General features: G+C 65.4%; 24 protein-coding genes and 1 tRNA gene. 6 read left to right on the top strand and 19 right to left on the bottom strand.

The window, feature by feature from the left end; genetic code table 11:
* Window positions 1-14: 14 nt before the first annotated feature.
* From AC0YKC_RS12780 to AC0YKC_RS12730, 11 genes are all read right to left on the bottom strand, one after another.
* Window positions 15-320: a UBP-type zinc finger domain-containing protein gene (locus AC0YKC_RS12780; protein WP_320293788.1), complete on the bottom strand. Its 306-nt coding sequence runs from the start codon at window positions 318-320 to the stop codon at window positions 15-17.
* On the bottom strand, window positions 320-1,993 hold the full coding sequence (locus tag AC0YKC_RS12775; RefSeq protein ID WP_488511283.1) for an FAD-dependent oxidoreductase: 1,674 nt from the start codon (window positions 1,991-1,993) through the stop codon (window positions 320-322). Before AC0YKC_RS12775 ends, AC0YKC_RS12780 begins: the two co-directional genes overlap by 1 nt.
* A 380-nt stretch (window positions 1,994-2,373) precedes the next feature.
* Window positions 2,374-2,458: transfer RNA gene (locus AC0YKC_RS12770), tRNA-Leu, on the bottom strand.
* 191 nt (window positions 2,459-2,649) lie between these two features.
* Entirely contained in the window at window positions 2,650-3,270 is a 621-nt protein-coding gene (locus tag AC0YKC_RS12765; RefSeq protein WP_488511282.1) for a 2,3-bisphosphoglycerate-dependent phosphoglycerate mutase, read from the bottom strand.
* Between the two features lie 77 nt (window positions 3,271-3,347).
* Window positions 3,348-4,169, bottom strand: a complete 822-nt coding sequence (dapB, locus tag AC0YKC_RS12760) for a 4-hydroxy-tetrahydrodipicolinate reductase (protein WP_488511281.1) — start codon at window positions 4,167-4,169, stop codon at window positions 3,348-3,350.
* A complete protein-coding gene (locus tag AC0YKC_RS12755; protein ID WP_488511280.1) occupies window positions 4,166-6,037 on the bottom strand; it encodes an ABC transporter ATP-binding protein in 1,872 nt (623 codons plus the stop codon). Before AC0YKC_RS12755 ends, dapB begins: the two co-directional genes overlap by 4 nt.
* A 192-nt stretch (window positions 6,038-6,229) precedes the next feature.
* Entirely contained in the window at window positions 6,230-7,249 is a 1,020-nt protein-coding gene (locus AC0YKC_RS12750) for a glucokinase (RefSeq protein ID WP_488511279.1), read from the bottom strand.
* Window positions 7,250-7,338: 89 nt separating this feature from the next.
* Window positions 7,339-8,421 (bottom strand): penicillin-insensitive murein endopeptidase, encoded by a 1,083-nt coding sequence (gene mepA, locus AC0YKC_RS12745; protein WP_488511278.1) that lies wholly within the window; start codon window positions 8,419-8,421, stop codon window positions 7,339-7,341.
* 152 nt (window positions 8,422-8,573) lie between these two features.
* Window positions 8,574-9,476, bottom strand: a complete 903-nt coding sequence (locus AC0YKC_RS12740) for an SDR family oxidoreductase (RefSeq protein ID WP_488511277.1) — start codon at window positions 9,474-9,476, stop codon at window positions 8,574-8,576.
* A gap of 13 nt (window positions 9,477-9,489) precedes the next feature.
* Window positions 9,490-10,641 carry a tRNA epoxyqueuosine(34) reductase QueG gene (gene queG / locus AC0YKC_RS12735; protein ID WP_488511276.1) on the bottom strand — a complete coding sequence of 384 codons (1,152 nt, stop codon included), beginning with the start codon at window positions 10,639-10,641 and terminating at the stop codon, window positions 9,490-9,492.
* Window positions 10,622-11,314 (bottom strand): glutathione S-transferase family protein, encoded by a 693-nt coding sequence (locus AC0YKC_RS12730; protein ID WP_320293796.1) that lies wholly within the window; start codon window positions 11,312-11,314, stop codon window positions 10,622-10,624. Before AC0YKC_RS12730 ends, queG begins: the two co-directional genes overlap by 20 nt.
* 160 nt (window positions 11,315-11,474) lie before the next feature.
* On the opposite strand from AC0YKC_RS12730, the gene AC0YKC_RS12725 reads away from it, so the two are divergent.
* Complete coding sequence (locus AC0YKC_RS12725) at window positions 11,475-12,281, top strand: undecaprenyl-diphosphate phosphatase (protein ID WP_488511275.1); 807 nt, start codon at window positions 11,475-11,477, stop codon at window positions 12,279-12,281.
* 220 nt (window positions 12,282-12,501) lie between these two features.
* Here the strand turns inward: AC0YKC_RS12725 and AC0YKC_RS12720 are convergent, their stop codons facing one another.
* Window positions 12,502-12,879, bottom strand: a complete 378-nt coding sequence (locus AC0YKC_RS12720) for a YraN family protein (protein WP_488511274.1) — start codon at window positions 12,877-12,879, stop codon at window positions 12,502-12,504.
* Window positions 12,880-12,930: 51 nt separating this feature from the next.
* Window positions 12,931-13,821, bottom strand: coding sequence for a 16S rRNA (cytidine(1402)-2'-O)-methyltransferase (rsmI, locus tag AC0YKC_RS12715; RefSeq protein ID WP_488511272.1), 891 nt, complete (start codon window positions 13,819-13,821; stop codon window positions 12,931-12,933).
* 237 nt (window positions 13,822-14,058) lie between these two features.
* Here rsmI and AC0YKC_RS12710 point away from each other — a divergent pair, with 237 nt between their 5' ends.
* Window positions 14,059-14,247 carry a hypothetical protein gene (locus AC0YKC_RS12710; RefSeq protein ID WP_488511271.1) on the top strand — a complete coding sequence of 63 codons (189 nt, stop codon included), beginning with the start codon at window positions 14,059-14,061 and terminating at the stop codon, window positions 14,245-14,247.
* Window positions 14,248-14,520: 273 nt separating this feature from the next.
* On the opposite strand, the gene AC0YKC_RS12705 is transcribed toward AC0YKC_RS12710, so the two are convergent.
* The 6 genes from AC0YKC_RS12705 to rph all read right to left on the bottom strand — a co-directional run bounded on the left by AC0YKC_RS12705 (window position 14,521) and on the right by rph (window position 18,984).
* Window positions 14,521-15,183, bottom strand: a complete 663-nt coding sequence (locus tag AC0YKC_RS12705) for an outer membrane protein (RefSeq protein ID WP_488511270.1) — start codon at window positions 15,181-15,183, stop codon at window positions 14,521-14,523.
* 204 nt (window positions 15,184-15,387) lie between these two features.
* Window positions 15,388-15,741, bottom strand: coding sequence for a low molecular weight protein tyrosine phosphatase family protein (locus AC0YKC_RS12700; RefSeq protein WP_488511269.1), 354 nt, complete (start codon window positions 15,739-15,741; stop codon window positions 15,388-15,390).
* Window positions 15,742-15,745: 4 nt separating this feature from the next.
* Window positions 15,746-16,918, bottom strand: coding sequence for a radical SAM family heme chaperone HemW (gene hemW, locus AC0YKC_RS12695; RefSeq protein WP_488511268.1), 1,173 nt, complete (start codon window positions 16,916-16,918; stop codon window positions 15,746-15,748).
* Window positions 16,915-17,592 carry an RdgB/HAM1 family non-canonical purine NTP pyrophosphatase gene (rdgB, locus tag AC0YKC_RS12690; RefSeq protein WP_488511267.1) on the bottom strand — a complete coding sequence of 226 codons (678 nt, stop codon included), beginning with the start codon at window positions 17,590-17,592 and terminating at the stop codon, window positions 16,915-16,917. The genes hemW and rdgB overlap by 4 nt, the downstream gene beginning before the upstream one ends.
* Window positions 17,592-18,002, bottom strand: coding sequence for a VOC family protein (locus AC0YKC_RS12685; protein WP_488511266.1), 411 nt, complete (start codon window positions 18,000-18,002; stop codon window positions 17,592-17,594). Before AC0YKC_RS12685 ends, rdgB begins: the two co-directional genes overlap by 1 nt.
* Before the next feature lie 265 nt (window positions 18,003-18,267).
* On the bottom strand, window positions 18,268-18,984 hold the full coding sequence (gene rph / locus AC0YKC_RS12680; protein WP_488511265.1) for a ribonuclease PH: 717 nt from the start codon (window positions 18,982-18,984) through the stop codon (window positions 18,268-18,270).
* Between the two features lie 219 nt (window positions 18,985-19,203).
* Here rph and hrcA point away from each other — a divergent pair, with 219 nt between their 5' ends.
* The 4 genes from hrcA to AC0YKC_RS12660 all read left to right on the top strand — a co-directional run bounded on the left by hrcA (window position 19,204) and on the right by AC0YKC_RS12660 (window position 23,135).
* Complete coding sequence (hrcA, locus tag AC0YKC_RS12675; RefSeq protein WP_434724644.1) at window positions 19,204-20,301, top strand: heat-inducible transcriptional repressor HrcA; 1,098 nt, start codon at window positions 19,204-19,206, stop codon at window positions 20,299-20,301.
* A gap of 71 nt (window positions 20,302-20,372) precedes the next feature.
* A complete protein-coding gene (locus tag AC0YKC_RS12670) occupies window positions 20,373-20,570 on the top strand; it encodes a hypothetical protein (protein WP_488511264.1) in 198 nt (65 codons plus the stop codon).
* Between the two features lie 117 nt (window positions 20,571-20,687).
* Window positions 20,688-22,028, top strand: a complete 1,341-nt coding sequence (locus AC0YKC_RS12665) for a PQQ-dependent sugar dehydrogenase (RefSeq protein WP_488511263.1) — start codon at window positions 20,688-20,690, stop codon at window positions 22,026-22,028.
* 489 nt (window positions 22,029-22,517) lie between these two features.
* Window positions 22,518-23,135 carry a LysE family translocator gene (locus AC0YKC_RS12660; RefSeq protein WP_488511262.1) on the top strand — a complete coding sequence of 206 codons (618 nt, stop codon included), beginning with the start codon at window positions 22,518-22,520 and terminating at the stop codon, window positions 23,133-23,135.
* The last annotated feature ends 50 nt before the right edge of the window (window positions 23,136-23,185 follow it).

The following is a 23,185-nucleotide window of genomic DNA, read 5'->3' as shown; positions in this document are numbered from 1 at the left end:
CTTGCCCTGCACGCTCAAACAAACTTCGGGATCGGGCCGTTCTGCGGCGTCGTATCGCCTTCGAGGTCGATGAACACCTCGTCGACGAAGCACCAGGCCCAGCCTTCCGGCGGGTCGTAGCCTTCGATGATCGGATGCTGCGTGGCATGGAAATGCTTTGTCGCATGGCGGTTGGGCGAGTCGTCGCAGCAGCCGACATGGCCGCAGGTCCGGCAGAGCCGCAGATGCACCCACCAGGACCCGCTCTTCAGGCATTCCTCGCAGCCGAGCGCGCTCGGCGTGACCTTTTTGATGTCCTTGGTATGCCTGCATTCGTCCATCACGCTCTCCTCGCCGGTTCACCGTTTCGCGCCAGATAGGCATGCAGCGCCGCGACCACCTGCGCGCCTTCGCCGACGGCGGCCGCGACGCGCTTGGTCGAGCCGCAACGCACGTCGCCAATGGCGAACACGCCGCGTCGGCTCGTCTCCATCAGTCCGTGCCCCGGTGTCGTGTCGGGTCCGGTGCGCACGAAACCCTTGGCGTCCAGCGCCACGTTGCAATTCGCCAGCCAGTCGGTGTTCGGATCGGCGCCGATGAACAGGAAGAGGTGATGGATGGGACGCGTCGTCTCTTCACCGGTCGCCCGGTTGCGCCAGCGCAACGCTTCCAGATTGCCTTCGCTGCCCTCCAGCGCCGCGACCTCGGTCTCGGTCAGAACCTCGATGTTGGGCTGCGCCGCGATGCGCTCGACCAGATAGCGCGACATGGTGGCGTCGAGGCTGTCGCGGCGCGCCAAGAGCGTCACCTTGCGCACCTGGCTCGCCAGATAGACGGCCGCCTGTCCGGCCGAATTGCCGGCGCCGACCAGCGCCACCTCCTGGCTTTGGCAAAGCCTGGCCTCGATCGGCGAGGCCCAGTAATGCACCGAGGTTCCCTCGAACTGCGCCAGGTTGGCGATGTCGAGGCGGCGGTAGCGCGCGCCGCTGGCGATCACCACCGCGCGGGAGCGCACCGTTTCGCCGTCGCCGATGGCAAGCTGGTAGGGGGCGCCGTCGCCGGCGTCGTCGAGCAGCTTTGCCTCGTCGGGGATGACCATTTCGACGCCGAATTTCTGCGCCTGGTTATAGGCGCGCGCCATCAGCGCCATGCCGGTGATGCCGGTCGGGAAGCCGAGATAGTTTTCGATGCGAGCCGAGGCGCCCGCCTGGCCGCCGAAGGCGCGGCAATCGAGCACGATGGTCGACAGCCCTTCCGAGGCGGCATAGACCGCCGCAGCCAGCCCCGCCGGTCCGGCGCCGACGATCGCCACGTCATAGACCTTATCGGCATCGATCGGCCGCAGCAGCCCGACGCAGCGGGCAAGCTCGGTCTCGCCCGGATTGTGCATCAGCTTGCCGTTCGGGCAGAGCACGATCGGCAGATGGTGCGGATCGACATGGAACCGCTCGATCAGCGTTTTCGCGCAAGGGTCGGTGTCGGAATCGAGCGCCCGGTGCGGCAGCCCGCTGCGCCGCAGAAACCCTTGCAGTCGCAGCACGTCGCCATTGCCGGGCGGGCCGATGACGACCGGCCCGCTGGCGCCGCTTTCGAGCAGGCCGACGCGGCGCAGGATCAGCGCCCGCATGATGCGCTCGCCGAGGTTCGCCTCCTGCACCATCAGGTCGCGCAGCCGCTGCGAGGGGATGACGATCGCCTCGACCGGCGAGGCCGCCTCGGCATTGACCAGTGACGGCCGGTTCGACAACTGCGCCAGCTCGCCGACGAAATTGCCCGCGCCATAGCTGATGATCGGCTCGCGCGGCCCGATCCCTCCGGCCTGGGTGATGTCGACCTTGCCCGACAGGATGAGGATCACGCCTGGCGAAACCGCACCAGCCGTGACGATATGATCGCCGGCGGCATAGGCGCGCGCCTCGCCGAAGCGGCGCATGCGCTCGATATCCGCGTCGGTCAGGATGGGAAACATCTGGTCGCGGCGCGCGGCAATGGTCGGGCTGACGGAAGGGGCCATGGGCGGACCGTAGCGTCCGGGGCGGCGGGTTTGAAGCGGTTTGTTGGGGGACTGGCCGGAAGGGGAGGTGGTGAACCGCCTTCGTACTTCGTCATTCTAGGGCGAAGCGACGCGAAGCGGCGCGCAGACCCTGGAATCCATGCCGTTGCGCCAAGGCGTTGCTGCGTTTCAGAATTCTGCACCGTTGCACTCTGCGGCAGAGGTCACGGCATGGATACTCGGGTCAAGCCCGAGTATGACGACGTCGCGGGGGGCTACGGCTAATCGCGAACGTCGTAAATCTGGGAAGCGCTATCCCGTTGGCAGTCGGGATGAATGGCGACCCCTTCGCTCTTGGAACTTCGGGATGGCCTGCCATCCGAAGCTCGAAGAGCGAAGGATGGTGCCCAGAAGAGGACTCGAACCTCCACTCCTTGCGGAACACGGACCTGAACCGTGCGCGTCTACCAATTCCGCCATCTGGGCTGGTGCGGGCTCATGTAAGCGGGCAAACGATATGTGTCAACGCGCTTTTTTCGTCGGCGCCGATGCTGGATAGCCGGGGCTCCGGTTCTGGCTTTGAGCCCGGACGAGTTAGTCGCGGAAGCTGGCGCTGCCCCTCATCCGCCTGCCGGCACCTTCTCCCCGTATAGTGACGGGGAGAAGGAAGCTTTGCCTCACCCCTCGAGCACGTCCTTCGACGCCACGGTGGAATCGGCATTAAGCTTGTAGATGACCGGCACGCCGGTGCCGAGCTCGAGCTTGACGATCTCCTCGCCGCTCTTGCCGTCCAGCGCCATGATCAGCGCGCGCAGCGAATTGCCGTGCGCGGCGACCAGCACCGTCTCGCCGCGCAGCACATGCGGCTGCACGTCATGCAGGTAATAGGGCCACACGCGCGCGCCGGTGTCTTTCAGGCTTTCGCCGCCGGGCGGCGCGATGTCGTAGGAGCGGCGCCAGATATGCACCTGCTCCTCGCCCCATTTCTTGCGCGCGTCGTCCTTGTTGAGGCCGGAGAGGTCGCCATAGTCGCGCTCGTTGAGCGCCTGGTCGCGGATCGTCTTAAGGCCGCTCTGGCCGACCACGTCGAGGATGTGCTGGCAGGTCACCTGCGCCCGCTTCAGCGCCGAGGTGTAGGCGATGTCGAATTTCAGGCCGCGCGCCTTAAGCTTTTCGCCGGCCGCGAGCGCTTCCGCCGTGCCCTGTTCGGTCAGGTCGACGTCGCGCCAGCCGGTGAACAGGTTCTTCAGGTTCCATTCGCTCTGGCCGTGGCGCACGAGCACGAGAGTTCCCGACATGTCAGCTCCTCTAGGGGTTGGGCAATTCCAACGGTTTCGTCCGGAACTGCCTAAGAAGGAAATACTTCAGGCTTGTGTCAGGAAAGTCCGAGCACATCCCGCATGGAATAGAGGCCCGGCTTCTTCGCGCGAGCCCAAAGCGCTGCCTTCACCGCGCCGCGCGCGAAAATCGCCCGGTCCTCGGCATGATGGGAAAGCGTGATGCGCTCGCCGGTGCCGGCAAGGATCACGCTGTGGTCGCCGACCACCGAGCCGCCGCGCAGCGCCGCGAAGCCGATGGAGCCGGTCTTGCGCACGCCGGTGTGGCCGTCGCGCACCCGCACGCTGTTGTCCGCAAGATCGATCCCACGTCCCTTCGCCGCCGCTTCGCCGAGCAGCAGCGCCGTGCCGGACGGCGCATCGACCTTGTGCCGGTGATGCATCTCAAGGATCTCGATGTCGAAATCCTCCGGGTCGAGCGCCTTGGCGGCCTGCTCGACGAGCACGGCAAGCAGGTTGACGCCGAGGCTCATATTGCCGGATTTGACGATCGTGGCATGGCGCGCGGCGGCGCCGATCCTGGCATTGTCGTCGGCCGAGCAGCCGGTGGTGCCGATGACATGGACGATGCGCGCCTGCGCCGCATAGCCGGCGAATTCGACGCTCGCGCTTGGAGCCGTGAAATCGAGCACGCCGTTGGCCTTGGCGAAGGCCGGCAGCGGATCGTCGACGATCGGCACGTTGATGATGCCGATGCCGGCAAGCTCGCCGGCATCCTTGCCGAGATGGGCCGAGTCCGGCCGCTCGATCGCGGCGGCGACGCGCGCGCCGGGCATGGTGTGGATGGCGCGGATCAGCGTCTGGCCCATGCGGCCGGCGGCGCCCACCACCACCAGGCCCATATCGCCGGCTTCACTCATGCGCTTCTCCTGACGGTCTTCTTGGCGCGGCTGCGCGGCGCCGGAGTTTGGGCCGAAGTTTGGCTTGCCTTGACGTCGTCGACAAGCCCCAAGCCTTTCTTGCCCTGGATCCGGTGGAAACGGGCATAGATGCTGTGCGGGTCGGCCATCAGCATTGCATGCGTGCCTTCCTCGACCAGCCGGCCCTCTTCCAGCACGATGATGTGGTCGGCATTGACCACCGTCGAAAGCCGGTGCGCGATCACGATGGTCGTGCGCCCTTCCATCACATGGGTCAGCGCTTCCTGGACGCGCGCCTCTGCCTCGTTGTCGAGCGCCGAGGTCGCCTCGTCGAGCAACAGGATCGGCGCCTGGCGCACGATGGCGCGCGCGATTGAAACGCGCTGGCGCTGGCCGCCGGAAAGGGTCGAGCCGCCTTCGCCGACCGGCGTGTCGTAGCCTTGCGGCTGCTGGCGGATGAACTCGTCGGCCGCCGCCTGTTTCGCCGCCTGCTCGATCTCGGCGTCGGTGGCCGACAGCCGGCCGTAGCGGATATTGTCGCGGATCGTGCCTTCGAAGAGATAAGGCGCCTGCGCCACATAGGCGATCGATTGGCGCAGCGAATGCTTGGTCACCTTAGCAATATCCTGGCCATCGACCTCGATCGAGCCCCTGTCGACGTCGTAGAAGCGCTGCAGCAGCGCCACCATCGTCGACTTGCCGGCGCCCGAGGCGCCGACCACCGCCGTCACCTTGCCGGCGGCGGCGGTAAAGCTCAGGTCCCGCAGCACCGGCGTGTCGGCGTTGTAGCCGAAGGTCACATTGTTGAAGCGCACCTCGCCGGTGGTGATCTTCGCCTCGACGGCGTCGGGGGCGTCGCCCTGCTTCGGCTCGAGGTCGAGCAACTCGTAGATCATGCGCGCGTTGACCAGGGCGCGTTCCATGCCGACCTGCGTGCGCGCCAGGCGTCTTGCCGGGTCATAGGCCAGGATCAGCGCCGTGATGAAGGAAAACACCGCGCCCGGCGGCTGCCCAAGCACCAGCGCCCGATAGCCGGAATAGGCGAGCACGGCGGTAACGGCGAGGCCGCCGAGGATTTCGGAAATCGGCGACAGCCGCTCCGCGACGCGGGCGATCTTGTTGTTACGCTGCTCGGCCGTGTCGGCCATGATGCCGATGCGGCGCGCCAGCTCGTCCTCCAGGGTGAAGGCCTTGACGATGGCGATGCCTTGCGTGGCCTCCTGCACCGACCCGTTCAGCCGCGAGTTGATCAGCACGGATTCGCGGTTGATCTTGCGCAGGCGGCGGGTGATGTAGATGACGGCCCAGATCAGCGGCGGCCCGATCAGCAGCGAGCTGAGCGACAACACCGGATCCTGGTAGATCATCACCCCGACGAGGGCGACGAGCGAGACCGCGTCGCGGCTGATGGAGGTCAGCGTCAGCGACAAGAGGTCACGGATGCCGCCGACATTCTCGTTCACCTGTGCCGCCAGCCGGCCGGAACGGGTCTCGTTGAAGAAGTTGACGCCGAGCTTCATCAGATGGTCGAAGCTGCGCTTCTGGTAGCGGGCGACCAGGTTGTTGCCTATCCTGGCCAGCGCCACCGCCTGGCCATAGCCGGCGAAGCCGCGCAGCACGGAGGCGCCCATGAAACCGGCGCAGATCCAGACGATCATGTCGCTGCGCCGTTCGTAGAAGATCTGGTTGATCATCGGGGCCATGATCCACGCCGTGAAGGCGGTGGTGCCGGAAACGATCAGCAGGCATACGACGGCGACGACATAGGTCCAGCGATATTCCTTGCCGTTTTCGGCCAGGATGCGGCGCAGCACCGCACTGACCTCGGTAGGCTGGACTTTCAGTTTGAGGGAACTTTGAACAGTCAAATCGGGGGCGCTTCGTGGTTTTCCGCGTGCAGGATGGGCCGCATTTCGGCATCCTCTTAGAGCAATTCCAGGAAAAGTGTGAGCGGTTTTCCGTCCGGAATTGCGTCAAAACAAAGGGATAGCCCCGGCTACGGCTTGCCTATGGCGAAACTTCGTCGCGGCGGCCGATCGCTACCCCCAAAGCCGGCGCGATCACGCCCGCCAGTGGCGTCCCGCCGTGTTCACGCCGAACAGCGACGGCGTCCTGGCATAGGCGGCAAGCCCGAGCAGCGCCGCCAGCGGATGGGTGATGACATAGACCGGCATTTCGCGCATCAGCGCGCTGTGCGGCGCCTTGTCCTCGAAGGCGGCGCGGAAATTGCCCGCTTTCAGCGCCGGCACGATCTTTTGCGCGATGCCGCCCGTCAGGAACACGCCGCCGCGGCCCATGAACACCAGCGCCAGGTCGCCCGCGGTGCGGCCGAGGCAGGTGACGAAGAGCGTCAGCGCTTCTTCAGCCACCGGATCGGATTTCGAAAGTGCGGCCGCAGTGACCTCGGCCGGCGTCGTCAAAGGCGTCGGCTTGCCGTCGGTCCTGGCCACGGCCCGATAGACGTTGACCAGCCCGCGTCCGCACAGGATCTGCTCGCCCGAGATGCGGCCTTCGAGCTTGTCGATATGCGGGAACACCTCGAAGTCGCGCGGCGTGCGCGGGCCGATGTCCATATGCCCGCCCTCGCCCGGCACCGGGATCCAGTGGTTGAGCGCATAGATCAGCCCGGCGACACCAAGACCCGTTCCGGGGCCGAGCACGACCCGGCTCGCATTGGGCTCCGGCGTGCCGCCGCCGATCTTTTCCATATGCTCCTCGCCGAGCGCCACCACGGCCAGCGCCTGCGCCTCGAAATCGTTGAGCACGACGACCTCGCTCAGGCCCAGATTGGCGAACATCTGCCGGGGCTTCACCACCCAGGGGCAGTTGGTGAGCGGGATCTCGTCGCCGTCGACCGGCCCGGCGATCGCCAGCACCGCCGAATTCGGCTGGATGGACGAGCGGTCGAGCACCGCCGCCTGGATCGCCTCGTCGATGGTCGTGAAATTGGCGGTCTGGACGATCTGCGGCTCGGTCGCTTCCGAATTGGCGTCGAGCACGATCGAGAAGCGCGCATTGGTGCCGCCAATATCGCCGATCAGGACCGGGAACCGCAGCCCCGTCTCGTTCTCGCCTGACATGCTCTTGATCGTCCTCGTTGCGGCGCCACTGCGCCGTTTCAATCGATTGACTAGCGCATGGCCCCGGAAAGGGGAAGCCCGCTTGCGCGTCAGTTCCCGGGCCGTGGGCGCGGCAGCGGGATGCCGATCTTTGGCGTCGGCGCGAAGGCGCTCGCCGCCGACGGCATCGCGGCGTTGCCGCTGGAGATCGTTTCCGCCGGCTCGCTCGGCTGCGGCTCGGCCACGGCCACCGCGGCGGCGGCGCCGCCGTGATAGGTCACCGCCTCCAGCGAGGGCGCGTCCGGCGCGCCGAGCACGTCCTGGCATTGCTTCGGCAGATTGGCCATCGTCATCAGGTCGCGCGCCTTGGGCGCGTCGGGGTTCTTGTTCGGCCGCCAGGGCTCCTCGGTGAACCACCAGGCCAGCGGCTTGCCGCAGCCATCGTCGTCCGGCGTCGTCTCCTGCGCCTTGCAGAAGGGCGAGCCCGGCTGGCAGCCGATGCGCATATGGAAATGATAGTCGTGGCCCCAGAATGGCCGGACCTTGCGCAGCCAGGAGCGGTCGCCGGTAACGGTGTCGCAGAGCTTCTTCTTGATGCCGGGATTGACCAGGATGCGCTCGACCTCCGGATAGCTTGCCGCGCGCTTGAGCAGCCTGGTGTGGGCCGGCGTCCACAGCGCGTCCTTCACCAGATGCGTCTTCTCGTCGACCATCAGCGTCGCGCTCATCGATTCGCGCTGCGCCATGCTCAGCGGCCGCTTCGGCATCGGCGTCAGCCAGATGTCGGCGTCGAGACCGATCTGGTGCGAGGCGTGGCCGGTCATCATCGGGCCGCCACGCGGTTGCGAGACGTCGCCGACCAGAAGGCCCGGCCAGCCATCGGCCTGGGCGTCGCGCGCCAGTTTTTCGATCAGCGCGATCATGGCCGGATGGCCCCAGCGCCGATTGCGCGACGGGCGCATCACTTCCCAGCCCGGACCCTCCATCGGCAGCGCCACGCCGCCGGTGAAGCAGCCCTTGGAGTAGAAGCCGAAGGATTGCGCGGGCGCCACGGCCGGCAGTTTTCGCGCACCGAACAGGTCCTTCGCTCGGGGTCCGGCCGAGATGGCGACAGCCGCCAGCGCGGCCAGCGTCACCAGCGCCAGGGCTGCGGTCAGGAACGGTTTGCGGTCAGGCAGAGATCGCAAATTCATCAGGCTGGGGCCCCTCTCCAGTCTATCCGTTTTGCCGCGCGGTCAGGCGAACCTGATCGGGAACGAATCATACCACGCCGCGCGTCCCGCATCGATCATGCGGCTTCAATCAAGGAAGGGTGATGCCGAAAACCGCTTCACATTTTTCGGCATCATCCTCTCATCGGGCTGCGCGGCGCGCCGTCCCGCCAGTTGCCCTCGGCCCACATCCGCTCCAGCGCCACCCGGTAGTTCGGGAACCGGAAGCGATAGCCAGCGGCCTTGATCGCCTGATTCGCGACGCGCTTGTTCTCGCCATAGAAAGACCGCGCCATGGGCGAAAGTTGGGCGGTCTCGAAAGGAATTTCGGGCGGCGGTGTGAGGCCCATCAGCCCGGCGGCATAGGTAACGACGTCCTGCGGCGGCGCCGGCTCGTCGTCGGTGACGTTGAAAATCCCGCCGAGATTGTTTTCAGCCAGAAGCCAAAGCGCGCCTGCGATGTCGTCGCAATGGATGCGGTTGAACACCTGGTCCGGCTTGACCAGCCGCCGCGCCGTGCCGTCCTCGAGATTGGCCAGCGCGTTGCGGCCCGGCCCGTAGATCCCGGAAAGCCGCAGGATCGCCACCGGCTTGCCGATCTCGCGGCCAAGCGTCAGCCATTCCTGTTCGGCCGCCACCCGCATCACCGAGCGCTTCGACACCGGCCGGCAGTCGCTGGTCTCGTCCACCCAGGCGCCGCCATGGTCGCCATAGACGCCGACGGTCGAGAGATAGCCGATCCACTCAAGCGCCGGCATCTTATTCCGCAGCGCATCGCCGGCGGCGTTGAGCACCGGGTCGCCGGCCTCGTCGGGAGCGACCGACACGATGAGATGCGTGGTCTTGGCGAGCGCATCGCCGAGCTCGGGCGGCAGCGCGCCGTCGAATTGCAGCGGTTCGATGCCGGCCGATCGCAGCGCCTCGAACTTTTCCGGCGCCCGGGTCGTGCCGGAGATCGGCTCGTGGTGCGCGTTGGCCCGCGCGAAAGCCCTGGCCGAATAGCCGGCGCCGAAGATGAAGAAGCGTCTTTCGCTCATCGATGAACCTCCTTCAATCGGCCTTTGCCGGATGTGCCGGTGCCGCCAGCCATTCCTCGCGGACCATCGCATCCGCCTCGGTCTTCGAGGCTTTGGCGGCAAGCTCGCCAAATTCGCGCTCGGAGAGCAGCCGCGACAGGGCCCAGATTGCCGCACCCCGCACCAGCGGCGCGGCGTCGTCGAGCAGACCGCGCACAATGGCGGCCAGCGACGCATCGCCGGAATTGCCGGCGGCGATCAGCACGTTGCGGATGAAACGGTCCCGGCCGATGCGCTTGACCGGCGAGCCCGAGAAGAAAGCGCGAAACGCCGGATCGTCGAGCGCGAGCAGCTGCGAAAGCTTCGGCTCACGCAGATCGGCGCGCGCGGCAAGCTTCACCTCCGAAGCCACCCGAGCGAATTTGTTCCATGGACAGGCGGCCAGGCAATCGTCGCAGCCATAGATGCGGTTGCCGATCGCCTCGCGGAACTCGCGTGGGATCGGCCCCTTGTTCTCGATGGTCAGGTAGGAAATGCAGCGCCGCGCGTCGAGCCGGTAGGGCGCCGGGAAAGCGTCCGTTGGGCAGGCGTCCAGGCAGGCGCGGCAGGAGCCGCAATGGTCGATCTCGGCCTGGTCCGGCTCCAGCTCGGCCGTGGTGAAGATCGTGCCGAGGAACAGCCACGAGCCATGCGCGCGGCTGACCAGGTTGGTGTGCTTGCCCTGCCAGCCGAGCCCGGCCGCTTCCGCCAGCGGCTTCTCCATCACCGGCGCGGTATCGACGAACACCCTCACGTCGCCGCCTGCCTTGGCCACGATCTTGCCGGCGATCTCCTTCAGCCGGCCCTTCATCACATCGTGATAGTCGCGGTTTTGCGCATAGACCGAGATCGCCCCGCGGTCGGGCTTGGCGAGGATATCGCGCGGGTCGCGGTCCGGGCCGTAATTCATGGCGAGCACGATGATCGAGCGGACTTCCGGCCACAGCGTCGAGGGCTCGGCGCGCCGCTGAAGCGTCTCGGCGATCCAGTCCATCGAGCCGTGGAAACCGTCGGATACGAATTCGGCGAGCCTTGCCGGCGCCAGCGGGATCGCATCCGGCCGGGTCACGGCGACGGCCTCGAAGCCGGCGCGGCGCGCCTCCGCCTCGATCAGCGCGCGTAAGGTTTCAGAAATCGAGGTCCGCATAATGCGATACCGGCGACAAGCCGCGCACCCGGTCGGAGAGCAGCGGCCGGAATGACGGCCGCGATTTCACCCGCGTGTACCATTCGCGCGCGGCCGCATGTTCGCGCCAGTCGATCTCGCCCAGATAATCGAGCACCGACAGCGTCGCCGCCGCCGCGAGGTCGGCATAGGTCACCTTGCTGCCGGCCAGCCAATGGCGGGTGCCGGCCAGCCAGTTGGTGTATTTCATGTGCTGGCGGATGTTGGCGCGCGCGGCGCGGATCGCCGCCGAATCCGGCGAGCCGCCGCCGGCGGTTTCCGGCATCACCGGCTTCAGCACCCGCTCGCGCACCAGATGCCGCGTCACTTCGCTTTCGGCCTTGCTGAGATACCAGTCGGTCAGCCGACGAATCTCGGCGCGCTGCATCGGGTCCTCGGCGAACAGCCGCTTGTCGCGCTTCAGCACCCCGCGCGTCTCGTCGAGATATTCGGCGATAACCATGGCGCCGACGATCGGCACGTCGCCTTCGGCCAGCAGGATCGGCAGCGTGCCGGCCGGGTTCAGCGCCAGGAACTCCTTGCGCCGCGTCCACGGCTTTTCCTCGATCAGCGCCAACTCCTCGCCATACTCGCCGAAGGCGAGGCGGACGAACCGGCAGGTGGCGAACATGGGATGATGGAAAAGCGTCAGCATGGTTCCGCGATGATAGGGCGCACTGGCGAATCGTTACCCGCGCCGGTAAGTCTTGGCGGCCCGTCATGCGGCCGTCACGGTGTTGCGACCTATAGGGGGACTTCCGCGCCGTGACAAGCAAGCCGTTGTCCCCATCTATCCCCGAAATCCTGAGGTTGCCATGGAAAGCCAGACCATCGTCGAAGCGCTGCTGCTTGGGCTTTTGGAGGGCCTGACCGAGTTCATCCCGGTGTCCTCGACCGGCCACATCCTGCTTGCCGGCCATTTCCTCGGCTTTCATTCCACCGGCAAGGCCTTCGAGATCCTGATCCAGCTCGGCGCGATCCTGGCCATCCTCAGCGTTTATTTCAGCAAGCTCTGGCAGATGCTGATCAAGCTGCCCAGCGATCCGCAGACCCGGCATTTCGTCATCGGCATCCTGATTGCCTTCCTGCCGGCGGCGGTCATCGGCGCGCTGGCACATGATTTCATCAAGACCATCCTGTTCGAATCGCCCAGGCTGATCTGCATCATGCTGATCATCGGCGGCGTCGTGCTGCTTGTCGTCGACCGCATCAATTTCAAGCCGGTGCATCACGACGTCGAGCGCTTCCCGTTGAGCGTCTATCTCAAGATCGGCCTGTTCCAGTGCCTGTCGCTGATCCCCGGCACCTCGCGCTCCGGCTCGACCATCGTCGGCGCGCTGCTGATGGGCGTCGACAAGCGCGCGGCAGCCGAGTTCTCCTTCTTCCTCGCCATGCCCACCATGGTCGGCGCCTTCGCCTTCGACCTGTTCAAGAACCGCAACGTGCTGACCTCGGCCGACCTGCCGATCATTTCCGTCGGCTTCATCGCGGCCTTCGTCACCGCGCTCATCGTGGTGCGCTTCCTGCTCGATTACGTCTCGCGCAACGGCTACGCGCTGTTCGGCTGGTGGCGGCTTGTGGTGGGTGGCGTCGGGCTGGTGGCGTTGATGGTCTGGGGGTGAGGCGGGCTTCGCCCACACCGCTTTGTCGAGTTCCCGCCAACCCCCCTCTGGCCTGCCGGCCATCTCCCCCGCAAGGGGGGAGATCAGACGCCATCGCGGCTTTCGCCAATTATCGACGTCGAAGAAGGGCGCGGCGCCTAACTGCCAATCTCCCCCCTTGCGGGGGAGATGTCCGGCAGGACAGAGGGGGGTGCTGTCCCGCCGACGCCCAAAGTAACCCTCAATTCCGTCCATAAAACGCGTTCTCGACATGCACCGGCCAGCGCCAGGGCAGCACCGCCACCATGTCGAAACGCATCGAAAGCCTGCCGTAATCCGGCTGGCGCGACAGCCACAAATCCGCGGCGCCCTCGATGCGGCGCTCCGATTCACGGCCGATTGCCTCCATCGCCTCGATCAGCGTGCGGCGCGTCTTGACCTCGACGAACAGCACGAGGTCGCCGCGCCTGGCGATCAGGTCGATCTCACCGAGCCTAGTGCGGTGGCGGCGGGCAAGGATGCGATAGCCTTTCAGCATCAGCGCCAGCGCCGCCAGCCATTCGCCGCGATGGCCGCGCCGATAGGCTTTTCGCCGGTGGCCGGCCGTGCGCTCAGCCATCTTTTTGTTTGACCCTGATCTTTTCCAAAAACCGGTTTCCACTTTTTGGGATCATGGTCTGTCCCTAAGCTCCAGGAGCCGCCGGTAAAGCGCCTGCTTCTGCCCGCCGGTCATCTTCGCCGCTTCCGCCGCCGCCTTGGAGGCCGGCATTTCGGCGGCGAGCGACAACAACAGCCGGTCGATGTCGGCCGGCTGGTCTGCCACGGCCTCCGCCGGACCGACGCAGATGACGATCTCGCCCTTGGGCGTGTCGGCGGCCGCATAATGGTCCGCCAACTCGGCCAGCGTTCCGGTGCGCACCTCCTCGAAGGCCTTGGTCAGCTCGCGGCCGATCGCGGCTTGCCGTTCGCCACCCAGCGCCTCGACCATGGCGGTGAGCGTCTCGGCCAGCCGTCTGGGCGACTCGAAGAAGATCAGTGTTGCCGGCACCTGCTTGAACGTTTCCAGCTTGGTCAGCCGCTGCCCGGTCTTCACGGGCAGGAAGCCGGCGAACAGGAAGGCGTCGGAGGGCAGGCCGGAAGCGGTCAGCGCCGCGAGCGCGGCCGAAGGCCCCGGGATCGGCACGACGCGAATGCCACGCTCCAGCGCCTCGCCGACCAGCCGGTAGCCCGGATCGGAGACCAGCGGCGTGCCGGCGTCGGAGATCAGCGCCACGCTCTGTCCGGCCGCCAGCGCCTCGATCAGCTTCGGTCCGGCCTCGCTCGCATTGTGCTCGTGATAGGCGGTGGTGCGCCGCCGGATGCCGTAGCGTTCGAGCAGCACGCGCGAGACGCGCGTGTCTTCGCAGGCGACGATGTCGGCGGCGGCAAGCGTCTCCAGCGCGCGCAGCGTGATGTCGGCCAGATTGCCGATCGGCGTCGCCACCAGATAGAGCGCCGGCTGAAGCGCCCGCGCCGCGATCTCGGTCTGTCCGATCAGATAGCTGCGTTTGTCGCCGGTCACCGAATGCCCCTCATTCGAGCAATTCCAGGAAAAGTGTGAGCGGTTAGGCTCGGCGACTTCGCCGTAGCCTTCCGTCCGGAATTGCGAAAGAACCAAATCTGTTTCGCATGGCTGACGCCCCGTTGCAAAACGTGAGGTCGGCATAAAGGAAATCGCCATGCCTTTGCCACAGTGCGGAACGAAACCCACATCGGCGAATTTAACCCCTGATTCCCCGGGAGGAGGCAGGACCGAACGATGCCCAATCGCTTCGACATTTTTATCAGCCGACTTGAAAGCAAAACCGCCCGCGAGGGCATGGCCCCACATTCGATCGCCGCCCAGCCCGGCGCGCGCCGCGACAAGGCCGACCAGAAGCAGGCTCGCAACGGCGAGGCGCATGGCGAGAAGACCCGCGGCAAGCACCGCCAGAAGCACGACGCTTAGAGAAATTCCAGGAAAAGTGTGAGCGGTTTTCCGTCCGGAACTGCGTAAAAACAAAGAGATAGGTCGTTGATTAATGCATATCGTTGCCGCAAAACCGAGGTCACTTTTGCGCGACATGCATTAGAGGTATCGTGCCGCCAGAGTCACCGCGAAAGCGCAGAACCATGTGACGCCGGTCGCCGTTCGAAACGGTTGCACCGGACGTGCGCCGACAGGGAATGATGCCAGCCCGCTGGCCACGCCGCGCCTGCTAACCCACCTTCGCGTAGCCGCTCAGAATTTATAGTTCACCTTGGCAATAACGCTGTTTTCGGTCTCATTGAACCTGATCGAGGGTGGCGAAATGCCCCCGTCGCCAGTCTTCTTCCCGAAATCGTAATACTTCCACTCCACGCCTGCCGTGATGTGGTCCGAAAAGGCATACTCAGCACCAAGGCCAGCTGTCCAGCCGGTACGTGAGCCGCCATTCCATGACTGATCAAGTAAGACGGTCTGATCAAACTTATATTTCGTGAAGGCGACGCCGCCAGTCCCATATATCAGCAACCGATCGAAGGCATAGCCAGCGCGCCCGCGAACCGAGGCAAGCCAGTCCTGCTTCGTTCTGCAAACACTTCCAGCTGTCGTCGAGCACTGATTATCACCTTTGACGGATGATCCGTCGAAATCAGCTTCTACGCCCAGCACGAATTGTTGGATTTGGTAGTTGTATCCGATTTGGCCGCCATAAACGACACCGCTGCCGTTCGTGTTGAACTCCGGGCCCCCAAAATCGGTCCACTTGCTGTCATTCCACGCTCCCCCGACATTGGCACCGACGTAAAAGCCGGTCCAGCTGTAGGATGCAGGCTCGGCCGTTTGGGCGGCAAGATCGGCAGCGAACGCCGGAGTTGCGAAAACAAGCGACGCCAGGATGGCAAAATTGGAAGCTCGCATGGAAGTTCCCTAAACGACAGGCGCTCTGATCCGGTAATCGGCAGTCTTGAGAATATCTCCGATGTGACCGCAAAGATGTTACTTTTCGGTCACAGGAGCGGACGAAAGAGTTAGCTCAATATCGGTGTCCCGTATCAAATGTTGAACCGACAACGCCACTTTCTAACGCTATCGACAACCATGCCCCGGATGCGATGGGAGAAGTCAGGATCGTGTTGATGATCTCGCGGACGCGGCATTCAGATATCTTGGGACCCTCACTTCAAGCAGCCGCACCAGTTCCGGGTCCATGAATTCGTAGTCGTCTGGAATATCCAGGCAGATCACCCTGGCGCCCTTCAGGCTCGCCCGGAAGTTCTTCTGCAGCTTGGCGCGATGCGCCTTTTCCATGACGAAGATGACGTCGGCCCAGGCGACAAGCTCATGCGTCAGCGGGTTGTCGGCATCATGATTGGTGCCGGCCGATTCGACCTCGATGTCGGGGCGCCTGGAAAACACCTGCTCGGCGGTGGGGCTGCGCAGGCGGTTTTGGCTGCAGACGAAGAGGATTTTCTTCAAGCAGCTACCTGGCCAAATCGGCAACCACCGCATCCAGCACGATCATGCCGGCGCTCGTGGCACGCAGCCTCGCATTGCCGACCGGCGCCACCAGACCTTCCTCCTGCAGCACCGAAAGCCTTGCGGTCGAAAGGCTGCGCCCGGCAAACGTCTCGTAGCGCTGCAGGTCGATGCCTTCGGCAAGCCTTAACCCCATCAGCAGGAACTCATCGGCTTCCTCGGCGCGGGTCAGGATTTCGCCGCCGGTGACGCCGTGCCCTTTGGCCTCGACCAGATTGGCCCAGGTCTCCGGCATCCTTTCCGCTATCGTCACCGTGCGGCGGCCGTTCTCGACGAAACGGCCATGCGCCCCCGGTCCGACGCCGACATACTCGCCATAGCGCCAATAGGTGAGATTGTGCCGGCTTTCCGCGCCCGGCCGGGCGTGGTTGGAAATCTCATAGGCCGGCAGGCCGTGCGCCGCCGTCACTTCCTGCGTCAGCGCATAGAGGTCGGCGGCGTGGTCGTTGTCGGGCAGCGTGAATTTGCGCGCCGCGTAAAGCGCATGGAAGGGCGTGCCCTCCTCGATGGTGAGCTGGTAGAGCGACAGGTGGTCGACGGTATAGCCGATCGCCTGCTCCAGCTCCGCCCCCCACGCCTCCGGCGTCTGGCCGGGTCGCGCATAGATCAGGTCGAAGGAAAGCCGCGGAAAAATCTCTCGGGCGAGGCCGATGGCATGCAGCGCCTCCTCGACATTGTGCAGCCGGCCGAGGAAGCGCAAATCCTTGTCGTTCAGCGCCTGCACGCCGAGCGAGACGCGGTTGACGCCGGCGGCACGATAGCCGCGAAAGCGCTCGGCCTCGACCGAGGACGGATTGGCCTCCAGCGTCACCTCGATGCCTGCCGGCACGGTCCAGTTCTTCGCCACAGCCTCCAGCACCGCGCCGACCGTTTCCGGCTTCATCAGCGACGGTGTGCCGCCGCCGAGGAAGATGCTGGTCACCTCGCGCGGGCCAGTGCGGTCGCGCATGGTCGCGAGCTCGGTTTCGAAGGCGCGGGCAAAACGCTCCTGGTCGACCGGCTGGTGGCGGACATGGCTGTTGAAGTCGCAATAAGGGCACTTGGCCGCGCAGAACGGCCAGTGGATATAGACGCCGAAGCCGGGGCTCCGGTCGAGCGGTATCGTCACTGCGCTCATGCGGGTCCTGATCGCGCCAAATCCAGGCGTGCCAGATCCAGGCGTGCCTGCGCGAATTTCTGGAAGGCGCGGGCGCGGTGCGAAAGCGCCGTCGCCTGGCCGGGCTTCCAGCCATGCTTTTCTTCCGCGCTCATCTCGCCAAAAGTCTTGTCGAAACCATTGGGCAGGAACACCGGATCGTAGCCGAAGCCGAGCGTGCCGCGCGGCGGCCACACCAGCCTGCCTTCGGCCTCGCCGCGATAATATTCGGCCTCGCCGTCGGGAAAGGCCAGGCAGATGACGGCGACGAAGCGGCCGGTGCGCTGGGAAGGGTCGGTCGCGCCGGCCTCCTCGAGCGCCGTTTCGGTCTTTTGCATGGCAATGCCGAAATCCCGGCTGCCATCTGGCTTCTCGGCCCAGTTGGCGGTGTAGACGCCGGGCGCGCCGTCCAGCGCGTCGACGCAAAGGCCTGAATCGTCCGACAGCGCCGGCAGGCCGGTCGCCTTGGCGGCCGCGTAGGCCTTGATGTAGGCGTTCTCCTCGAAGGTGGTGCCGGTCTCGTCGGGTTCGGCCAGGCCGTATTCCTTGGCCGACTTCGCCTCGAAGCCGAACGGCGCCATCAGGTCGGCGAATTCGCGCAGCTTGCCTTCATTGTGGCTGGCGATGACGATTTTCTGTCCGTTGAGGGAATGCATCAAAAACCCCAGATCCTTGGCTCGGCGAATTCGATCGAATTGCCCGATGGGTCCCGGATATAGATCGAATGCCCGCCCTGCGGCCACTCGAAATCGCTTTCGATGGCGATGCTCCTGGCCGTGAGATGCTTGCGCCATGCGGCGATCTCATCGGCGCTTGCGGCGAAGCAGAGATGTCCCTCGCCGGCCGTGCCATGCGGCGGCACTTTCAGGCGAGCGTCGGGCGCCGGCGGGATCCTCGTCGCCTCGGCGTTGAAGAGAAGCAGCACGCCATTGCCGCAGCGGAAGAAGACATGGCGGCCTTCGACCTTGCCGAGCGCCTCGAGGCCGATGATGTCGCGATAGAAGGCTTCCGCCGCGGTCAGATCGGTGACGTAGAGGGCGGATTCGAGGATTGCGGAGGGTATCACGAGGCCCCCCTCTCTGCCCTGCCGGGCATCTCCCCCTCAAGGGGGGAGATTAGCAGCTTCGATGCCGCCGCGCGTTCTGCAACGCTGGAGATTGGCGAAAGTCGGTGTGACATCCAATCTCCCCCCTCGAGGGGGGTGAGGAGCGGTCCGCGCAGCGGACGCAAAGCCAATTGCTTGGCTTTGCGAACGACGAACGCCCGGAGCGACAGCGAAGGGCCGGCGCCGGCAGGCCAGAGAGGGGGGCCCAGGCTCGGCATCCGAAAACCTACGCCACCGCCATCTGCTGCAGGCTAACCAGCCGCGAAATGCCCTTCTTCGCCAAGCCCATCAGCGCCGCGAACTGCTCCTCGGAGAAGGGCTCGCCCTCGGCGGTGCCCTGGATCTCGACGATGCCGCCCTTGCCGGTCATGACGAAATTGGCGTCGGTGCCGGCCGAGGAATCCTCAATGTAATCGAGATCGATGACCGGCTGGCCGTCATGGATGCCGCAGGAAATCGCCGCGACATGGTCCTTCAGCACCTTGGCGACGCTCACCATCTGGCGCGCTTCCATCCAGCGCAGGCAATCGTAGAGCGCCACCCAGCCGCCGGTGATCGAGGCCGTGCGGGTGCCGCCATCGGCCTGGATGACGTCGCAGTCGACGGTGATCTGCTGCTCGCCCAGCGCCTGCAGGTCGACCACGGCGCGCAGCGAGCGGCCGATCAGCCGCTGGATCTCCAGCGTGCGGCCGCCCTGCTTGCCGGCGGAGGCCTCGCGCCGCATGCGCTCACCGGTCGAGCGCGGCAGCATGCCGTATTCGGCCGTCACCCATCCCTTGCCGGAATTGCGCATCCAGGCCGGCACCTTTTCCTCCAGGCTCGCCGTGCACAGCACATGCGTGTCGCCGAACTTCACCAGGCACGAGCCTTCGGCGTGCTTGGAGACGCCGCGCTCGAAAGAGATGGCGCGCATTTCGTCGGCTTGGCGTTTGGAAGGACGCATCGAGGCCTCTTGTCTTTCTTCTTATTTCGGAATCGTGGCCGGCTTGTAGACGCATGCGGCGCAAGTCGCAAAGGAAAATGGGGTCGCAAAGGAAAACGGGCCGGTTGACCCCAAACGCAGCACCGTGGCCGCAAACGCGGCACTGTGACCGCAACGCGGCACTGGGTTGCGCCGGTGTGGCTTAAGTCTATATCTTTCAACAGGAGGTTTCTCGCCGGTATGAACAAACCAGTCGATCCGACGTCCCAGAGTCCCGGGTTTCAGTCGCCGGTCCTTCAGTCACTCGACATGCGCTCGCGCGATATTTTCCGGCGGATTGTCGATTCCTATCTGCGCGACGGCGAGCCGGTCGGCTCGCGCAGCCTGTCGCGCATCCTGCCCTCCTCGCTGTCGCCCGCCACCATCCGCAACGTGATGAGCGACCTCGAGCATCTCGGCCTGATCTACGCGCCCCATGTTTCCGCCGGGCGGCTGCCGACTCAGACCGGCCTGCGCTTCTTCGTCGACGCCTTCATGGAGCTCGGCGACCTTTCCGACGAGGAGCGCCGCGTCATCGAGGCGCAGGTGCGCGCCTCCGGCTCGGGCGCGACGCTGGAGCATATGCTGACCGAGGCCAGCCAGATGCTGTCCGGCATGTCGCGCGGCGCCGGCCTCGTGCTCGCCTCCAAGAACGAGGTGGCGCTGAAGCACATCGAATTCATCCAGCTCGAGCCCACCAAGGCGCTCGCCGTGCTGGTGTCGCAGAACGGCGATGTCGAGAACCGCGTCGTCGACCTGCCGGCCGGCACCACCGTGTCGCAGCTGCACGAGGCCTCGAATTTCCTCAACGCCCACATCCGCGGCCGAACACTGGCCGAGGCACGGGCGGAAATCGCCCGCATCAAGGACGAGACCAGGGCGGCCCTCGACACGCTGTCGCAGGATCTGGTCGAGAAGGGCCTCGCGGTCTGGGCCGGCGCCGAAAGCGGCCTGCCGGCGCGGCTCATCGTGCGCGGCCGCGCCAACCTCCTGGAAAACGTCACCGCCCAGGCGGACATCGAATTGCTTCGCCACCTGTTCGAGGACCTGGAAACCCAGGACGGACTGCTGCAGCTGCTCGACCTCGCCGAGGAAGGGCCGGGCGTGCGCATCTTCATCGGCTCGGAGAACAAGCTGTTTTCGCTGTCCGGCTCGTCGCTGGTCGTCGCCCCCTATCGCGACAAGGACGCCCGCGTCGTCGGCGCGCTTGGCGTCATCGGCCCGACCAGGCTGAACTACGCCCGCATCGTGCCGATGGTCGACTATACGGCACAGCTGATTTCGCGCATGCTGCGCTAGGTGTATCGATATCCAGGTGAGGCCGGCCTGACCTGAATCTCGACGCGGCTGAGGGCGCAAAGGAGAAAAACATGGCGCTGGAATCGCTCAAGGCCCAGATCGACCTTCTGCTTCAGGAAATGATCAATCAGCCCGAGGACGAGCACGAGATCCAGGAACAGTTGCGCGAGAAATTGCGGGAGCTGCGCGCCATGGGCCTGCCCTTGCCGGCCGACCTCGTCGAGCTGGAAAAGCGGCTCGACGACGACCTGGATGCCGAGGAGGCCTGAGCCCGGCGCCTCGTCAAATCCGCGTGCGCGAGCTTCTCTTCTAGATCGGGCGCCCAATATGTCCTGGGTCCGGGCGCCTGATCGATTGAGGCGTGTTGGCGGACGACGGAGAACAGCATGATGCGGATCGCCGGCCTTGCGGGCCTCGCGCTGGTCCTTGCCACCGGCGCCTTCGCGCAGCAGGCCGATCAACCCTTGCTCAGCGGTGAAAAGGCCTTCGGCGACTGGAAGGCCGACCGTCCGGGCGTGCGCCGGCTGCTGAAGCCTCAGGACCTGCAGAAACCCTATGTGACGGAGTCCGCCTCGAACGGCGGCGGCGTCATCGATCGCCCCGAAGGCGCCAAGCCGAGACTTCCGCCGGGCTTCTCGGCCGAGCTGGTCGCTTCCGGCATCGACAGTCCGCGCGTCGTGCGCGTGGCGCCGAACGGCGACCTCTTCGTGGCCGACAGCCGGGCGAACCAGGTCCGTGTCTACCGTCTGGCCGAGGGCAGCGCCAAGCCTGCCGAGGCGTCGATCTTCGCCAAGGGCCTGACCCGGCCCTACGGCATCGCCTTCTACCCGCAGGGCGACAAGCCGCAGTGGGTCTATGTCGCCAACAGCGACAGCGTCGTGCGCTTCCCCTACCGCGACGGCGACCTCGAGGCTTCGGGGAAGCCGGAGACCATCGTCGCCAAGATCCCGGCCAATCATCACTGGACGCGCGACATCGCCTTTTCGCCAGACGGCAAGACGCTCTATCTGTCGGTCGGCTCCGGCTCCAACATCGCCGAGGATATGGGCGCGAAGCCGAAGGGCGGTGTCGAGGCGTGGGCGAAATCGCAGCCGCTGGGCGCGGCCTGGGGCTCGGAGGAAGGCCGCGCCGACGTGCTGGCCTTCGACCCCGACGGCAAGAACCGCAGGACCGTCGCCACCGGCCTGCGCAACTGTTCCGGCATGACCGTGCAGCCGGCGACGGGCGCGCTTTGGTGCGTCGTCAACGAGCGTGACGAGCTTGGCGACAATACCCCCTTCGAATACGCCACCGCCGTGAAGGACGGCGCCTTCTATGGCTGGCCCTGGTATTATATCGGCGACAACGAGGACCCGCGCCACAAGGGCGCGCGCCCCGACCTCGCCGGCAAGGTCACGGTGCCCGACGTGCTGATGCAGGCCCATTCGGCGCCGCTCAACATCGCTTTCTACGAGGGTGACAATTTCCCTGCCGACTACAAGGGGGACGCCTTCGTCGCCTTGCACGGCTCCTGGAACCGCAATGTCCGCACCGGCTACAAACTGGTGCGGCTGAGATTCAAGGACGGCAGGCCGACCGGCGAATACGAGGATTTCGCCACCGGCTTCGTCATTTCCGACGACGCGGTCTGGGGCCGGCCGGTGGGCATCGCAGTGGCCAAGGACGGCGCCCTGATCCTCACCGAGGACGGCAACGGCACGATTTGGCGCATTAGCTATGGTGGGTAGCTGTTTGGGATGACTGCCGTTGTCGAGCGGCAAGGCATTCACCGCTCATTTCCATGAAATCAGCGCAAACGCTGGCGATTTGCCGAAGCCTCCCCAACCTCGTCATTCTAGGGCGGAGCAAGGAGCGAAGCGACGCGCGCAGACCCTAGAATCCATGCCGTTACCTTGGCCGAAGGATGCAAACGGCGTAGAAATCTGCACCATTGCGGCGCGTCGAAGTCACGGCATGGATCCTCGGGTCTGCGCGCGTCGCTTCGCTCCTTGCTCCGCCCGTGGATGACGACTGGGTGGGCGTCTCGGCCAATCTCCAAGCTATGCCACCACCCCACCAACGCAGACATAGCCGACCGGTCAAAATTCTTCTCGCTGCGGAAACCAACTCCTTACATCGCTGGCGCAACGAATCCCGCCGTGAGGGAATTACCGTCGAACCGACATCATGATAAAAGCCCGGCTCTAAATCGGTTCCTACGGCCAGTTTCCAAAACCATGACACTCACCGGATTCCTCGCTTACAGCGCCGCGCTCGGCGTCGCCGCCGCCATTCCGGGGCCGGGCGTCACGGCGCTGGTCGCCCGCGCTCTCGGCTCCGGCTTCCGCTCGTCGCTGGCCATGTCGTTCGGCCTGATGCTCGGCGACCTCACCTATCTCACCGCCGTCGTGCTCGGGCTCGCCTTCGTCGCGCAGACCTTCGGCATGGTCTTCCTCGCCATAAAATGGGCCGGCGTCGCCTATCTCGCCTTTCTCGCCTGGCGCTTCTGGACCAGCGGCATCACGCCTGAGACCGTCGAGGCGCGGAAGGCCAAGGGCGGGCTGGTGTCGAGCTTCATTGCCGGGCTGACGGTGACGCTCGGCAACCCCAAGACGATGATCTTCTATCTCGCCATCACGCCGACCATCGTCGACCTGAAGACGATCACGCTTGCCGACTACGCCATCCTTGCGATGATCACCGTGGTGGTGCTGTTCGTGGTGCTGGTGCCTTATCTGGTTTTGGCCGCCAAGGCGCGCTGGTTCCTGAAATCGCCGCGCGCGCTGAAGGTTCTGAACCGTACGGCCGCCGGCTTTATGATGGGCGCGGCCGCGGCAATCGCGGCGCGCCAATAGGCTCCAATCTCAACCCGTCCCGATCTCGGCCAAGCCATTCCGAAATCGGG

It is taken from the genome of Mesorhizobium sp. CNPSo 4661, assembly GCF_057784215.1.
Note: the sequence above shows the minus strand (reverse complement) of the source record. Positions and strands in the feature narration are given on the sequence as shown.